Origin of the sequence: Xanthomonas arboricola pv. populi (assembly GCF_002939945.1) — a bacterium.
Classification (GTDB): domain Bacteria; phylum Pseudomonadota; class Gammaproteobacteria; order Xanthomonadales; family Xanthomonadaceae; genus Xanthomonas; species Xanthomonas arboricola_A.
This window is the reverse complement of the sequence record NZ_MDEB01000009.1, coordinates 1-15,302: the sequence shown is the minus strand read 5'-3', so window position 1 is coordinate 15,302 and position 15,302 is coordinate 1. Positions and strand designations below refer to the sequence as shown.

14 protein-coding genes are annotated in these 15,302 nt (G+C 65.1%); 4 read left to right on the top strand and 10 right to left on the bottom strand.

The genetic code is table 11. The features are described from left to right. The first annotated feature begins 10 nt into the window (after nt 1-10). Both XaplCFBP3123_RS18880 and XaplCFBP3123_RS18875 read left to right on the top strand, forming a co-directional pair. Nucleotides 11-1,012: a bile acid:sodium symporter family protein gene (locus XaplCFBP3123_RS18880; RefSeq protein WP_104535431.1), complete on the top strand. Its 1,002-nt coding sequence runs from the start codon at nt 11-13 to the stop codon at nt 1,010-1,012. Between the two features lie 266 nt (nt 1,013-1,278). Next, nucleotides 1,279-2,859, top strand: a complete 1,581-nt coding sequence (locus XaplCFBP3123_RS18875) for a thioredoxin family protein (RefSeq protein ID WP_104535430.1) — start codon at nt 1,279-1,281, stop codon at nt 2,857-2,859. Nucleotides 2,860-3,076: 217 nt separating this feature from the next. On the opposite strand, the gene cyoE is transcribed toward XaplCFBP3123_RS18875, so the two are convergent. From cyoE to XaplCFBP3123_RS18855, 4 genes are read right to left on the bottom strand one after another with little or no spacing between them, the layout of a single operon-like run. Beyond that, nucleotides 3,077-3,973: a heme o synthase gene (cyoE, locus tag XaplCFBP3123_RS18870; RefSeq protein WP_104535429.1), complete on the bottom strand. Its 897-nt coding sequence runs from the start codon at nt 3,971-3,973 to the stop codon at nt 3,077-3,079. A 2-nt stretch (nt 3,974-3,975) separates the two neighbouring features. After that, complete coding sequence (locus XaplCFBP3123_RS18865; RefSeq protein WP_104535428.1) at nt 3,976-5,139, bottom strand: COX15/CtaA family protein; 1,164 nt, start codon at nt 5,137-5,139, stop codon at nt 3,976-3,978. 10 nt (nt 5,140-5,149) lie between these two features. Beyond that, complete coding sequence (locus tag XaplCFBP3123_RS18860) at nt 5,150-5,725, bottom strand: hypothetical protein (protein WP_104535427.1); 576 nt, start codon at nt 5,723-5,725, stop codon at nt 5,150-5,152. Nucleotides 5,726-5,752: 27 nt separating this feature from the next. Next, on the bottom strand, nt 5,753-6,478 hold the full coding sequence (locus XaplCFBP3123_RS18855; RefSeq protein ID WP_104535426.1) for an SURF1 family protein: 726 nt from the start codon (nt 6,476-6,478) through the stop codon (nt 5,753-5,755). A 60-nt stretch (nt 6,479-6,538) separates the two neighbouring features. Between XaplCFBP3123_RS18855 and XaplCFBP3123_RS18850 the strand changes: the two genes are divergently transcribed. Beyond that, nucleotides 6,539-6,757, top strand: coding sequence for a twin transmembrane helix small protein (locus XaplCFBP3123_RS18850; protein ID WP_006449736.1), 219 nt, complete (start codon nt 6,539-6,541; stop codon nt 6,755-6,757). Between the two features lie 89 nt (nt 6,758-6,846). On the opposite strand, the gene XaplCFBP3123_RS18845 is transcribed toward XaplCFBP3123_RS18850, so the two are convergent. Genes XaplCFBP3123_RS18845 through XaplCFBP3123_RS18820 form a run of 6 tightly spaced genes read right to left on the bottom strand, consistent with a single transcriptional unit; the run spans nt 6,847 to nt 11,593 of the window. Further along, nucleotides 6,847-7,722, bottom strand: coding sequence for a cytochrome c oxidase subunit 3 (locus XaplCFBP3123_RS18845; protein WP_104535425.1), 876 nt, complete (start codon nt 7,720-7,722; stop codon nt 6,847-6,849). Nucleotides 7,723-7,761: 39 nt separating this feature from the next. Next, entirely contained in the window at nt 7,762-8,358 is a 597-nt protein-coding gene (locus XaplCFBP3123_RS18840; RefSeq protein ID WP_104535424.1) for a cytochrome c oxidase assembly protein, read from the bottom strand. Further along, nucleotides 8,355-8,525 (bottom strand): hypothetical protein, encoded by a 171-nt coding sequence (locus tag XaplCFBP3123_RS18835; RefSeq protein ID WP_104535423.1) that lies wholly within the window; start codon nt 8,523-8,525, stop codon nt 8,355-8,357. Before XaplCFBP3123_RS18835 ends, XaplCFBP3123_RS18840 begins: the two co-directional genes overlap by 4 nt. Further along, nucleotides 8,506-10,110, bottom strand: coding sequence for a cytochrome c oxidase subunit I (ctaD, locus tag XaplCFBP3123_RS18830; protein ID WP_104535422.1), 1,605 nt, complete (start codon nt 10,108-10,110; stop codon nt 8,506-8,508). The genes XaplCFBP3123_RS18835 and ctaD overlap by 20 nt, the downstream gene beginning before the upstream one ends. Before the next feature lie 39 nt (nt 10,111-10,149). Beyond that, complete coding sequence (gene coxB, locus XaplCFBP3123_RS18825) at nt 10,150-11,100, bottom strand: cytochrome c oxidase subunit II (RefSeq protein ID WP_104535421.1); 951 nt, start codon at nt 11,098-11,100, stop codon at nt 10,150-10,152. A gap of 16 nt (nt 11,101-11,116) precedes the next feature. After that, nucleotides 11,117-11,593: a DUF2244 domain-containing protein gene (locus tag XaplCFBP3123_RS18820; RefSeq protein WP_104535420.1), complete on the bottom strand. Its 477-nt coding sequence runs from the start codon at nt 11,591-11,593 to the stop codon at nt 11,117-11,119. 289 nt (nt 11,594-11,882) lie between these two features. Between XaplCFBP3123_RS18820 and putA the strand changes: the two genes are divergently transcribed. After that, nucleotides 11,883-15,083 carry a bifunctional proline dehydrogenase/L-glutamate gamma-semialdehyde dehydrogenase PutA gene (gene putA / locus XaplCFBP3123_RS18815; RefSeq protein ID WP_104535419.1) on the top strand — a complete coding sequence of 1,067 codons (3,201 nt, stop codon included), beginning with the start codon at nt 11,883-11,885 and terminating at the stop codon, nt 15,081-15,083. The last annotated feature ends 219 nt before the right edge of the window (nt 15,084-15,302 follow it).

Below are 15,302 nucleotides of genomic sequence, written 5' to 3'. Positions count from 1 at the left end.
CGGGATCTCGATGAAGAAGCTGCTGGCGCGGTTGCGCATTGATCCATTCACCCTCGCGCTGCTGTGCACGGTCACGCTCGCCTCGTTCCTGCCGGTCTCGGGCACTGCCGCGGCGATCATGGACGATGTCACCGACGTGGCGATCGCCGCGCTGTTTTTCCTGCATGGCGCGCGCCTGTCGCGCGAGGCGGTCAAGGCCGGCGCGCTGCATTGGCGCCTGCATCTGCTGATTCTGGCCTGCACCTTCGTGCTGTTCCCGCTGCTGGGGTTATTGTTCAAACCGCTCGCGCATCTTGCGCTGACACCGGAGCTGTATATCGGCGTGCTGTTCCTGTGCGCGCTGCCGTCCACGGTGCAATCGTCGATCGCCTTCACCTCGATGGCGCGCGGCAACGTGCCAGCAGCCGTGTGCGCCGCCTCGCTTTCCAGCCTGCTGGGGGTGTTTTTCACGCCGTTGCTGATGGGTGCCCTGGTCGGCAGTCAGGGCGCCATGGCGCACCCGGCCGAGGCGATCGGCAAGATCCTGCTGCAGTTGCTGGTGCCGTTCCTGGCTGGCCATTTCATGCGCCCGTGGATCGGCGGCTGGGTCGAACGGCATCGCGCCGTGCTGCGTTACACCGACCAGGGCACCATCCTGCTGGTGGTCTACACCGCCTTCAGCGCATCGGTGAACGAAGGCCTGTGGCAGAAGACGCCGTTGCCGGCCTTGCTCGCGGTGCTCGGTGCCGCCGCGCTGTTGCTGACAGTGGCGATGCTCTCGATCACCTTCATTGCGCGACGCCTGCGCTTCAACCGCGCCGACGAGATCGCGATCGTGTTCTGCGGCTCGAAGAAGAGCCTGGCCACCGGCGTGCCGATGGCCAAGGTGATGTTTGCCGGCGGTGGCCTGGGCGCGATCGTGTTGCCGATCATGCTGTATCACCAGCTGCAGCTGATTGTCTGCGCCTTCGTGGCCGCGCGTTATGCGCGCACCGCGCCGGGCGAGCCACAGACCAATCCCGGTGGTCATTGAATGTAACGGCCAGTGCACGGCGGTGCTCTGATCGATGACACCCAGCGCAGCGCGCGCTGCGTGACCTGCGAAGGCCCGATTGCCGCCGGCGCGGTGCCTGCGCCGCCATCGCCAGGCTGCTACGCCCGGCGCGACACTGGTTCGCGTTGCGTGCCGGAGCCGGTTATAAGCAGAGATACAACGGTCATGACGCACTCCGCCGCTGCCACAGTGCCGCTCACTAGAGTGTTCGATCCACCTTGCTGCCGTCCCCACCGGTGATTGCCATGACGCTGTCGTTCCGACGCCCTGCCCCGCCCCTGATCGCGCTGCTGGCGGTGCTGGCCACGCTCGCTGCCTGCAACAAGCCCGCCACGCCGCCAGCCCCGGCACAGACCAAGGCGGCGACCACGCCGGCGCCCGCGTCCAGCATCGCCTGGCGCGAGGGCGATGTCGACGATGCCTTCGCCGAGGCCAGGGAAAGCGGCAAGCCGATCCTGCTGTACTGGGGGGCGGCCTGGTGCCCGCCCTGCAATCGCCTGAAGGCCACCTTGTTCAAGGACCCTACCTTCATCGCCCGCACCCAGCAATTCGTGGCGGTGCATCTGGATGGCGATTCGGAAGGCGCGCAGGCCTGGGGCGAGCGCTTCGGCATCAAGGGCTACCCGACCATCATCGTGCTGCGCCCGGATCGCAGCGAGATCACCCGCCTGGCCGGCGATGCCGACAACGCGCGTCTGGCCGATGTGCTGCGGGTGGCGGCCAAGAGCACCAGCACCGCCAGGCAACTGCTCGACACCGCATTGCAGACCCCGCAGCGACTCAGCGCGGACGACTGGGCCGTGCTCGGCAACTACGCCTGGGGTAGCGACGATCGGCTGGTCAAGCCGGAGCAGGCCGTCGATGTGCTCACGCGCCTGTCCAGGTCGGCGCCACAGCCGGCCCTGCAACGCAGCTTCGCCCTGGCAGCGATTACCGCAGCCAAGGAGCCGCCGGCCGCCAGCGCGACGTCGCGCACCTTGCTGGAAGCGGTGCTGGCCGATCCGGCAGAGGTCCGCGCCAATCTCGGCACGCTGAGCTACATGCCCGCACGGCTGGTCGCCGCTGCCAGCGGCGATGCCGGCGAGCGCACCACCTTGTCCAACGCGCTGAATCTGGCGCTGGACAAGGTCTATGCCGACACCGCCCTGCCGATCGCCGACCGGCTCGGCACCGCGTATGCACGGATCCAGCTGGCACGTCTGGCACAAGGCCAGTCCACCGAAACCGAGGCCAAGGGCCCGCAACCGCCGCTGCCCAAGGCCGTGGTCGACACCGTGCAGCAACGCGTGCACTGGGCGACCGACACCGCCAAGACCGATGAGGAGCGCCAATCCACCATCAGTACCGCCGCGGCATTGCTCGGCGAGGTGGGCGACCGCAGCGGCGCCGAACAGTTGCTGCTGGCCGAGTTGACGCGCAGCAAGACGCCCTACTACTACATGCCCGAACTGGCCGATCTGGCCGAACAACGCGGCGATAAGAAGACCGCGCTGTCCTGGCTCAGGAAGGCGTACGAAAGCGCGCAAGGACCGGCCACCCGCGTGCAGTGGGGCGTGATGTATGTGGATGGCCTGATCCGGCTCAGCCCGGACGACACCGACGGCATCGAGGCCGCTGCCACGCAGGTGATCGGCGAACTGGCCGGGCAACCCGATGGTTACCGCCAACGCACCCGGCAGCGCTTCGCCACGCTGGGCGCCGCCTTGAAGACCTGGAGCAAGCAGCATCGCCCGGAAGGCAATGCGGTGCTGACGCGACTGCAGCAGAAGATGCAGAGCAGCTGCGGCAGCAAGAACACCGGCGAATGCGCCAGCTGGTTGGGCTGAGCCGGCATGACGGCGCAGCCAGCCGCACCGCGAGTGTGGGCACGCTGACAAGATCGCAGCGGCGGTTTGGCGGTTGGCCGCCGGATGCCCGACCGCGCGCGCAGCCGGCGGGTACCAGCGAGATGGGCCGGTTCCAGCTACCGGCCCTCTCCATCCGACAACGACGTCGCAGGTCTACCGATGGCTGTTGGCGGCGGCGGGCTTCACTGCGCTGCCGCTAGCGCACCCACGGCAACAGCAGGTGATCCACCATCAGGAACGCGAACAGCGCCATCAGATACACGATGGAGTAACCGAACATCTTCATCGAGAACAGCTCGTCCGGCGGATCGAGCATGCGCCACGCGTACCAGAGGAACACCACGTTGAGCACCACCGCGCCGCCCAGGTAGAACAGCCCGCTCATGCCCACCGCCACCGGCAGCAGGGTCACGATCGCCAGCAGCACCGTGTACACCAGGATCTGCCTGCGCGTATGCGGCACACCGTGGGTGACCGGCAGCATCGGGATCGCCGCCTTGGCGTAGTCGGCACGCCGGAAGATCGCCAGCGCCCAGAAATGCGGCGGCGTCCAGATGAAGATGATCAGCACCAGCAGCGAGGCGTTGATCCAGTCGGCGCTGGTCGGCAAGCCGGTCACTGCGGCCCAGCCCAGCATCGGCGGCGTGGCGCCGGCCAGGCCCCCGATCACGATGTTCTGCGAGGTCGCCCGCTTCAGGTACACGGTGTAGATCACCGCGTAACCGATCAGCGACGCAAACGTCAGTACCGCGGTGATCACATTCACCCACACCACCAGGATGGTCATGGAGATCACGATCAGCACGCTGGCAAACAGCAGTACCTGCCACGGCCGCACCTTGCCCACCACCAGCGGGCGCCACGAGGTGCGCGCCATCTGCGCGTCGATCTTGGCATCCAGCAATTGGTTGATCGCCGCCGCGGCCGACGCTGCCAGCCAGATACCCAGAAAGCCCAACGCACCGGTGCGTATTTGCACCCACGTCGGCATATCGGGGATGGCCAGGAACATGCCCACCAGGGCGGTGAACACGATCAGTGCCACCACCTTGGGTTTGGTCAGATCCCAGTAATCGCGTGCGCTGACAGCCATGCTCACTCCGGCGCGCGCAGCCGCGCCAGCAGCGAGACCAGCACGAACAAGAGTGCAACTGCGCCGCCGTTATGCAGCACCGACACTTCCAGCGGCAGGGCCAACTTGACGTTGAGCATGCCCAGCGTCACCTGCACCGCCACCAGCACCGCCAGCGCACCGGCCCACACGCGCATACCCGGCGAGCGCGACAGACGCCAGGCCAGCCACCACAGATACAGCGCCGTCGCAATTGCCCACAACCGGTGCGCCATCTGGATGGCGATACGCGCCGCGCCATCGAGCACGCCGCCTTCGTAATCCACACCGATCCCGCGCCAGAGCGTGAAGCCTTCGCCGAAGTCATGCGGCGGCCACCACTGGCTGACGCAGCGCGGGAAATTGTCGGCCGACCAGCTGCCACCGCCACAGGCCAGCGCCGCGTAATTGGCACTGACCCAGCCGCCAAGCGCGATCTGCAGGCCCAGCACCGCCACGCCCGCGCGCAACAGCCACTTGAGCCGCGATGCGTCCGCCAGCGTGATCGGCAAGTGGGTCGCGCGCCAGGCCATCCACACCAGCAGCGAGAACATCAGCATGCCGCCGAGCAGATGGCCCATCACCACGATGGGCTTGAGCAGCAACGTCACCGTCCACATGCCCAGCAGCGCCTGGAAAATCACCACCGCCAGCGTCAGCACCGCCGCACGTGCCAGATCGATATTGCTCCAGCGCAGCGCCGCCAACAACAGGATGGCCTCGCCCGCAATCGCCACGCCGAACGCCAGCGCGTGCCAGCCGGACATGTACAGCGGAATCGACAACGCCACCAGCACCGCGGCAGAGACCACCTGGGCGATGCCCATGCGGCGGCGGCGCGCCGCCAGCAACGACAGCACCAGCACCTCCACACCGAGCGCACCGGCCAGGAAGCGGTGAACCTGCTCGCGCCAGGCCTTGTGCGATTCCAGCGGCCGGATCTTGCTGGCCACATGCGCGTTGGCTTCGTCGCTGGTCTGCGGCCAGGTGACGCGGCCATAGCAGGTCGGCCAGTCCGGGCAGCTCATGCCGGCATCGGACAACCGCACGAACGACCCGAACAGGATCGTGCTCGCAGTGAACAGCGCAGCCAGCCAGGCCATGCGATGGAAGTGGCGGAACAATGCCGGTGGCGCAAACAGATTCATCGAAACGGGCTCACATCAGTTTCAGCAGCTTGACCAGATCGGCACGCAGGCCGGCCGGGTCGAACCCCGGGGCATAGCGCAGGATCACGAAGCCGTTGGGGTCGATCACATACACCGGCACGCCGGCGGCATCGTCGGCACGCGGCAAGCCCTGCCGCAGCCGCGCGTCGTCGCGCAGCACACGCAGGGCCGGCATCGGCGGCAACCCGGCCGGCGGGCTGCCGATCCACAATACCTCCACCTTGTCAGCGCGATGCCCGAGCAGCTGCCACACCTTGTCCAGCTCGGCCGCCAGTTGCACGCATTGCTGCGTGCAATTGATAGGCGGTGCGAGCGCAATCCGCCACACACGTTCGGCAGGCATCCATGCATACGGCTGCCCGTCCGCGCGCAGCGGCACCAACCCGCGCAGGTCGGCAGGCGGGGTGAGCAGTTCGCCGTGGTTGCGCATCGATGCCGGCTGCCATCCGGAAAAGCGCAGCACGCCGGCCAGCAACATCGAGCCGAAGAACAGCACCGCCAGGGCGATCAGCATCCTGCGGCCGCGGTTGACCGAATGCGGCGTAGCCGAAGTGGAGGGGGTCATGCCCACGATTTTCTCATGCCGCAGGCATCAGTGCCCGCGTCGACGGCGGCGACGCGCCCGCCACGTCAACAGCGTCGCGGTGACCAGCACGGCTGCGGCCAGACCGAACCATTGCACCGCATAACCCAAGTGCCGCGCGGGTGGCAGCGTGTTCGGCAGCATCTCCAGATCGCGTGCATAACCGACCGGTAGTGCCGGATCCAGGCGCAAGACCTGCGACGAAATGTCGCGCCTGCCAAACGCGCTGCGCAGGGCGGTGGTCTCCAGACGCGTGGCCAGCCAGGTCTGCGGCGCATCGGCGGCGGCCAACGCCGGCCCCATCGCAAGTCCGGCCGAGGGCGGCGCACTCAGCAACCCCTGCAGTGCCCGGGTCCCTTGCAGCGGGGTGATCGTCGGCAACTGCCGATTGGCCGGCAACGGCAGCCAGCCCAACTCGACCAGCAGCGTGACCGGGCTGCCTTGCGGCGCGGCGAGTTGATAGATCCGCACACCGGCACGTCCGGCATGCAGCTGGTTGTCCAGCAGCACCTGCTGCGGCAGAAACCGCACCTCTCCGCTCACCCAGGCCAGCGCATGCGGCGTGGCTAGCGCCTGCACCAGGGTCAACGGCGTCTGCCGCACCTGCGCCGCGCGTTCCAGCAACGCCTGTTTGCTGTGCATGCGCTGCAGCTGCCACTGCCCAAGCGACGCAAACCCCGCGCTGACCAGCACGGCCAGGCACCATCCCAACGCCGCCGTGTGCTTGCGCATCATGACAAGCGACGCAAAAAAGCGTGCAATGCCGCTACCACGCCGACGACCACCGGGGCTGTTGTGAACGATTCGCTCAAGACGTTGCTGATTGTCGCCTTCCTGATCGTGATCCTGTGGAACCTGGGCGCAGGCCTGTACTACCTGCTGACCGACCGTGGCGAGACCAAGCGCACCGTCAACGCACTGACCTGGCGCATCGGTCTATCGGTCGCACTGATCGCCGTGGTGATCCTGGGCATCTATACCGGCTGGATCAAGCCGCATGGACTCGGCCGCTGACGCGGTGGGGAATGGGGAATGGGGAATCGTAAGAGCAAAAGCAGGCTCGCTCTGGCGATTCCCGATTCCCGATTCCCGATTCCCGATTCTCAAAGTACATACACGAACAGGAACAACGCCAGCCACACCACGTCGACGAAGTGCCAGTACCAGGCGGCCGCTTCGAAGGCGAAGTGGTTGTCGCGGGTGAAGTGACCACGCGCGACACGCAGCCACATCACCGCCAGCATGATCGTGCCCAGCAGCACGTGCATGCCGTGGAAGCCGGTGAGCATGAAGAAGGTCGAGCCGTAGATGCCGGATCCCAGCGTCAGATTGAGCTCGGTGTAGGCGTGGATGTATTCCTCGGCCTGCAGGAACAGGAACACGCAGCCCAGCAGCACGGTCAGCCCCAGCCACAGCAATAGCGCGCCGCGACGACCGCCCTTGAGCGCGTGGTGCGCGATGGTCAATGTCACGCCGGAGCTGAGCAGGATCAGCGTATTGATCAGCGGCAGGCCCCAGGCCGGAATGGTCTGGAACTGCCCACCGATCGTGCCGGGGCCATTGGTCGGCCACGCAGCGGAATAGCCGTTCCACAGCAGTTCGTTGGTCATGACGCCATCGCCTTCGCCACCCAGCCAGGGCAGCGTCAGCACGCGCGTGTAGAACAACGCACCGAAAAAGGCGCCGAAGAACATCACCTCGGAAAAGATGAACCACACCATCCCCATGCGGAACGAGCCGTCCACCTGACGGTTGTAGTGCCCGGCATTGGATTCGCGGATGACATCGCCGAACCACATGAACAAGGTCGCCAGCAACATCGCCATGCCGACGAAGAACGTCCAGCGCCCCCATGCCGCGTCGTTGAGCCAGCTGGCCACGCCGATCATCATCACGAACATCGCAATCGACCCGACGAAGGGCCATTTGCTCTGGCTCGGGACGAAATACGCATCGGCGTTGGGACTATGGTCGGCCATGGCGTTGCTTCCGTGTCGGGACTGCGTGTGGATGAAGGACTACGGCGCCGCGCGCGGCGCGCTGGATACGCCACCGCCCTGCAACTCCGAGGTCAGGGTGTCGTTGCGATAGAACGTGTAGGACAGGGTGATCGTGGTGACTTCCGGCGGCAGCGCAGGGTCGACGATGAAACGCAGCGGCATGTCGCGCGTTTCGCCGGCCTGCAAGGTCTGCGCGGTAAAACAGAAACATTCGGTCTTGTTGAAGTATCCGGACGCACGCGCCGGTGCGACCGATGGCACCGCACTGCCGACCACCGCACGCGCGCTGTCGTTGCGCGCAAAATACAGCGCCTCGTTGAGTTCGCCCGGCACCACATCCATCGTCATCTGCTCGGGATGGAAGGTCCACGGCAGTTTGGAATTGACCCCGGCATCGAACTCCACCCGCACCGTGCGTTTGCCAGCCCCTGCACTCGCAGCGGCATTACCGCGCGTACTGCCCGGTGCGCGCTCCATGCGGATGCCGAACACTTTTTCGCACGCGATGCGATACAGCGGCACCAGCGAAAAGGTCAGCACGAACACGCCCAGCACCACGCCCAGCAGCTTGAACAAGCCGGCCGTCGGTGCAGGTGCAGGCGCACGTGCGTTCACCGCCCGATGATTCCCGACATGATGAAACCCGCGTAGATCAGCAACGCGATGATGCCGACGGTGATCGCCGTGCGGCGTACCGCGCGACGCTGTTGCGCCTGCCGTTCGGCAGCCGAGAGCAGACGTGCCACAGCCGGCGGCGCGGACTCAGTGACCGATGTCTTCATGCGCAAGATCTCCAGGCTTGATCACCGGCGGCACGGTGAAGGTATGCGCCGGTGCCGGCGACGGCACCGTCCACTCCAGTCCCTTGGCGCCTTCCCAGGCACGTGCGTCGGCCTTGGCGCCGCTGCGCAGCGAGGCGAGCAGGATGCCGGCCATCAGGAACGGCGTGGCGAACATGCCGAACGCGCCGATCGAGCTGATCAGGTTCCAGTCGGCAAATACCACGTTGTAATCGGGAATCCGCCGCGGCATGCCGGCCAGGCCAAGGAAATGCTGCGGGAAGAACAGCAGATTGACGAATACCATCGTCCACCAGAAATGGAACTTGGCCCAGGCCTCGTTGTACATCCGCCCGGTCCACTTCGGCCACCAGTAGTACACCGCCGCAATCAGCGCAAAGACCGCTCCGGTGACCAGCACATAATGAAAATGCGCGACCACGAAATAGGTGTCGTGATACTGGAAATCCGCCGGCACGATCGCCAGCATCAAGCCCGAAAATCCACCGATGCTGAAAAGGATCACGAAGGCCACCGCCCACAGCATCGGCGATTCGAACGTCAGCGAGCCCTTCCACATCGTGCTGACCCAGTTGAACACCTTCACCCCGGTCGGAATGGAGATCAGCATCGTGGCGAACATGAAGTAGATTTCGCCACCGAGCGGCATGCCCACGGTGAACATGTGGTGCGCCCACACGATGAAGCTCAGGAACGCGATCGCCGCGATCGCATAGACCATCGCCTGATACCCGAACAGCGGCTTGCGGCTGAAGGTCGGAATGATCTCGCTGACCACGCCGAACGCCGGCAGGATCATGATGTAGACCTCCGGGTGCCCGAAGAACCAGAAGATGTGCTGGTACATCACCGGGTCGCCGCCGCCGGCCGCGTTGAAGAAGCTGGTGCCGAAGAACTTGTCGGTCAGCAGCATGGTCACCGCACCGGCCAGCACCGGCATCACCGCGATCAGCAGGAAGGCGGTGATCAGCCAGGCCCAGCAGAAGATCGGCATCTTCAACAGATCGATGCCGGGCGCGCGCATGTTGAGCACGGTGGCGATGATGTTGATCGCGCCCATGATCGAACTGACGCCGGCGACATGGATCGCAAACACGCTGAAAGCCACGTTGTAGCCGCCCTGCAGCGACAGCGGCGGATACAGTGTCCAGCCACCGGCGGGCGCGCCGCCGGGCAGGAACAGCGTCAGCAGTAGCAAGGTGAAGGCCACCGGCAGCAACCAGAACGACCAGTTGTTCATGCGCGGCAACGCCATATCCGGCGCGCCGATCTGCAGCGGAATCATCCAGTTGGCCAGGCCGACGAAGGCCGGCATCACACCGCCGAAGATCATCACCAGTGCATGCACGGTGGTCATCTGGTTGAAGAATTCGGGTTTGACGAACTGCAGCCCTGGCTGCATCAGTTCAGCGCGGATCACCACGCTCATCGCCGCACCGACGATGAACATCACGAAGGAAAACAGCAGGTACAGCGTGCCGATGTCCTTGTGGTTGGTCGAGAAAAACCAGCGCTCGACGAAACTGGGCTGGTGGTGTCCGTGGTGATCGACTGCGGTATGCGCCATGACGGAACGACCTCTACGAAGCGATGCGGTTGCGGGCGATTAAAGAGCGGCAGTCGGCGCGGCGGCCGGAGCAGGTGCAGCGGCTGGAGCGGCCTCGCCGGCAGGCGCTGCTGCAGGTGTGGAAGCCGGTGCCGGCATGCCTGCCGGTGCAGCAGGCGGTGCGCTGGCATTGCGACGCGCCGCCAGCCAGCGCTGGAATTCGGCCTTGGGCAGCGCCTCCACCACGATCGGCATGAAGCCATGATCCTTGCCGCACAACTCGGCGCACTGCCCGCGATACACCCCGGGCTGCTCGATGTTGGTCCATGCCTCGTTGACGATGCCGGGGATGGCGTCCTGCTTCCAGCCAAGGGCCGGCACCCACCACGCATGAATCACGTCGTCGGCAGTGATCACGAAACGGATCTTGGTGCCGACCGGCAGTACCAGGCGGTTGTCCACATCCAGCAGGTAATGCGGCTGCGAGGCAGCGGTCGGACGCTCGCCACTCTGGCGGATGCGGTCGGATTCGCGCGCCAGCCGGCTGGTGAACTCCACGCCCTGGCCCAGATACTCGTATTTCCACATCCACTGGTAGCCGGTGACCTTGACGGTCATTTCCGACTCCCGGGTGTCGTACATCGCGATCAGCTTGGCCGTCGCTGGCCAGGCCATCGCGATCAGCACCAGCACCGGAATCACCGTCCACAACACCTCGGCCGTGGTGTTGTGGCTGAATTGCGCAGCCACCGCGCCCTTGGACTTGCGGAACTTGAAGATCGCATAGCCCATCGCACCGAACACCAGCGCGCCGATCACCACGCAGACCCACAGCGCCACCATGTGCGCCTCGTAGGCCATGCGCGCGGTCTGGGTGACCCCGCGGCCCATGTTGAGCTGCCATTCCTTGGGATCGGCCGATTGCGCCCCCGCAACTGAAGCGCTCAGCAGCGCCACCGTTGCCAAGGCCAGCTTCGAATACGTCGCCTTCCAGCTGCTGCGTTGCGTCATTGCCTAGACCCTTACGTCATCGGTGACGGCCATTGGCGGCCGCGAGCAAGCGTTTCAGCGTAGTTGCCAGTTCCACACGTTCGGCCGGCCCGAGAAAACTTCCAATCTCGATCTGCTTGCCGCTGCTGACCAGTACCACCCTGTCGTCGCGTTCCGTGCATAACCGCACCCAATGCGGATGTGCCTGAAACGCTGGTGGCGCATGTCCGGACGCAAACACCTCGACAACGGTATCTCCCACCCGGATCGCTTCTTCGCGCTCGCCACTTCGCCACAACTGCCGCAGCGCCAGCGCCACCACACCACTGTGCAACAGGGCGAACACCGGCGCGAACGCATTGCCGGTCCACCACCCCAGGCCCGCACATACCCACATCGTTCCCGCCAATACTGCGAACAGCTGCACGAACTGCCTGGCCGACAATGCCCGCGGAGGCCGCAACCGCAACTGCGTCCCGCCCCCTTCGGACATCAACGGCAGTACTTCGATCATTGGCAACACGCAGCGCACTGCGGGAACAGCCCGATGGTAGACCCGCGCGAACGCATGCGGCAAGCGTTTCCGGCAATCATCGAATTGCTGCAGTGCAGCTAAAAACACGCGTAAATCAACCACTTCCCGATGCCTGCACCGATACCCGCAGCTGCGGCCGGCAACGATCGAGCCCTTCTTGGCCTTAGCTTGCCACGTGCACAAAACGGCGGAAAAGCTGCCGCTTCCACACAAGTGCGCAGGGGCTGCGGCTCTCTAGAATGAGCACGGATTCCCAGGCGCCCTTCGCATGAACGCTCAGCTCGACCCGCTTGCCTCTCCCTCAGTTGCGCGCCCGCTGTTGGCGCCCGAGCTGCCTGCCGCACCCGGCGCATTGCGTGCGGCGATCACCGCCGCCTGGCTCAAGGACGAAACCGAACACGTCCGCGAATTGCTCGACCAGGCGCGTCTGCCCGCCGCCGAACAGGCCAAGGTGCAGGCGGTGGCCGCCGATCTGGTCACCCGCGTCCGCGCACGCGCGCAAGACCAGGGCGCGATCGAAGCTTTCATGCGCCAGTACGACCTGGGCAGCGAAGAAGGCGTACTGCTGATGTGCGTGGCCGAAGCGCTGTTGCGCATTCCCGACCAGGACACTGCAGACAAGCTGATCCGCGACAAGCTCGGCGATGCGGACTGGAAAAAGCACGTCGGCGGCAGCGATTCGGTGCTGGTCAACGCGTCGACCTGGGGCCTGATGCTCACTGGCAAGCTGGTGCAACTCAACGACCTCACCCGCGCCGACGTGCCGGGTGCGTTCAAGCGCCTGATCGGCCGCGTCGGCGAGCCGGTGATTCGCCTGGCCGTGCGCCAGGCGATGAAGATCATGGGCCACCAGTTCGTCATGGGCCGCACCATCGGCGAAGCCCTCTCGCGCTCGCGCAAGGGCGACAACGCCGATTACCGCTATTCGTTCGACATGCTCGGCGAAGGCGCATTGACCATGAAGGATGCGCAGCGTTATCTGCAGGCGTACCGCGATGCCATCCACTCGATCGGCCGCAGCGGCAGTTTCGTCGGCACTGATGTATTTGCAGCGCCCAGCATCTCGATCAAATTGTCCGCACTGTATCCGCGCTACGAACATGCCAAGCGCGCACGCGTGCTGGCCGAGTTGGTGCCGGGCGTGCTCGAGCTGGCGCAACTGGCCAAGTCCTACGGCATCGGCTACACCGTCGATGCCGAAGAAGCCGACCGTCTGGAACTGTCGCTGGACATCATCGAGGCCACCTTCTCCGACCCATCGCTGGATGGATGGGAAGGCTACGGCCTGGCGGTACAGGCGTACCAGAAGCGCACGCCGTACACGATCGATTTTCTCGCCGATCTGGCACGACGCATCGGTCGTCGGATTCCGGTGCGCCTGGTCAAGGGCGCGTACTGGGATGCGGAGATCAAGCGCGCACAGATCGAAGGTCACCCCGGCTATCCGGTATTTACCCGCAAGCAGAATACCGATGTGTCGTATCTGGCCTGCGCGCGTCGCATGTTCGCGCACAGCGATGCGCTGTATCCGATGTTCGCCACGCACAACGCGCAGACCATTGCCGCAGTGCGCGCGATCGCAGCGGGCAAGACTTACGAGCATCAGAAGTTGCACGGCATGGGCGATGACCTGTATGCCGAAGTGATTCCGGCCGATCGCCTGGGGCTGCCGTGCCGCGTGTACGCACCGGTCGGCTCGCACGAGGACCTGCTGCCGTACCTGGTGCGTCGCTTGCTCGAAAATGGCGCCAATTCCAGCTTCGTCAATCGCATCACCGACGAGGACGTCGCCATCGAAGACCTGATCCGCGATCCGGTCGAGGTGGTGTCGGCGTTCGGCTCCATTCCGCATCCCAAGATTCCGCTGCCGACCGATCTGTTGCGCAGCCAGAACCAACACAGGAAAAACTCCATGGGCGCCAATCTCGCCAACGACAACGATCTGCGTCAGCTGGCCGAGCAACTCAATGCCGCCATCAAGCCGTGGAAGGCCGGCCCATTGGTGCCCGGCGCGGTGATCAGCACGCCCAACCAGGCGGTGCTCAACCCGGCGGACCGACGCGAAACAGTCGGGCAGTGGCAGGCGGCCGATCCGTCCACCGTGCAGACGTCTCTGGAAACCGCTGCTGCCGCGCAGCCGGCCTGGAACCGCACGCCTGCCGCCAGCCGCGCCACCATCCTGGAGCATGCTGCCGACCTGCTCGAAGCACGCATGCCCGAGTTCATGGCGATCTGCGTCAAGGAGGCTGGCAAGACCTTGCCCGACGCGGTGGCCGAAGTGCGCGAGGCGGTGGATTTCCTGCGCTATTACGCAAGCCAGGCACGCGCGCAGTTCGGTGCGCCCGAGCGTCTACCCGGGCCGACCGGCGAATCCAACGAACTACAGCTGCATGGCCGCGGCGTATTCGTCTGCATCAGCCCCTGGAACTTCCCGCTCGCCATCTTCCTCGGCCAGGTCGCCGCCGCGTTGGCCGCCGGCAACAGCGTCATTGCCAAGCCTGCAGAGCAGGCCAACCTGATCGGCTACGCCGCGGTGAAACTACTGCACGAAGCGGGCATCCCCGAAGCGGTCGTGCAATTCCTGCCAGGCGACGGCGCCACCGTCGGCGCCGCGCTGACCAATGATCCGCGCGTAGCGGGCGTTGCCTTTACCGGCTCCACGGAGACCGCACGCGTCATCAACCGCACTCTGGCGTCCCGCGACGCCGCGATCGGCGTGCTGATTGCCGAAACCGGTGGCCAGAACGCCTTCATCGCCGACTCGTCCTCGTTGCCGGAAGCCGTCGTCAAGGATGCGATCTCCAGCGCCTTCATGTCCGCCGGCCAACGCTGCTCGGCGGCCCGCGTGCTGTTCGTGCAGGACGACATCGCCGACAAGGTCATGACCATGCTGGCCGGCGCCATGGGGGAGTTGAAGATCGGCGATCCCAGCCTGTTGTCTACGGATGTTGGTCCCGTCATCGACGCAGATGCGCTCAAGATCCTCGACGATCATGCTGCGCGCATGGATCGCGAAGCCCGCCTGATCGGCACCACCGCCTTGGAACCAGCCACCGCTAACGGGAGCTTTTTCGCTCCCCGTGCGTACGAGCTGGCGTCGCTCGCGCAGCTGCAACGCGAAATTTTCGGACCCGTCCTGCATGTCATTCGCTGGAAAGCCGACCAACTCGACGCCGTCATCGACCAGATCAATGCTACCGGTTACGGACTGACCCTGGGCGTGCACTCGCGCATCGACGAGACCATCGATCGCATCACTTCCCGCGTTGCGGTCGGCAATGTCTACGTCAACCGCAATCAGATCGGTGCAGTCGTCGGCGTACAACCTTTCGGCGGCCAGGGCCTGTCAGGTACCGGCCCGAAAGCCGGCGGCCCGCACTACCTGCTGCGCTTCGCCACCGAGAAGGTCGTCACCGTCAACACGACAGCCGCAGGCGGCAATGCCTCACTCCTGACACTGGGCGACTGATACTCGTCACGACGCAAATGTCATAGTGCATTCGATTGAACAAACAAAAACCCCGCTCAGGCGGGGTTTTTATTGGCCTGTACCCCTACTAAAACCTCGTGCGAAAGCCATAAGTCATGTGGTCAAGCGCACGCCTGTCGACCACACGACACCTCGGCGAAGAATAGGCTTGTCTTTGTCGAGTTGCGTCGAATTTTGGACAAAAAGAAACCCCCAGTC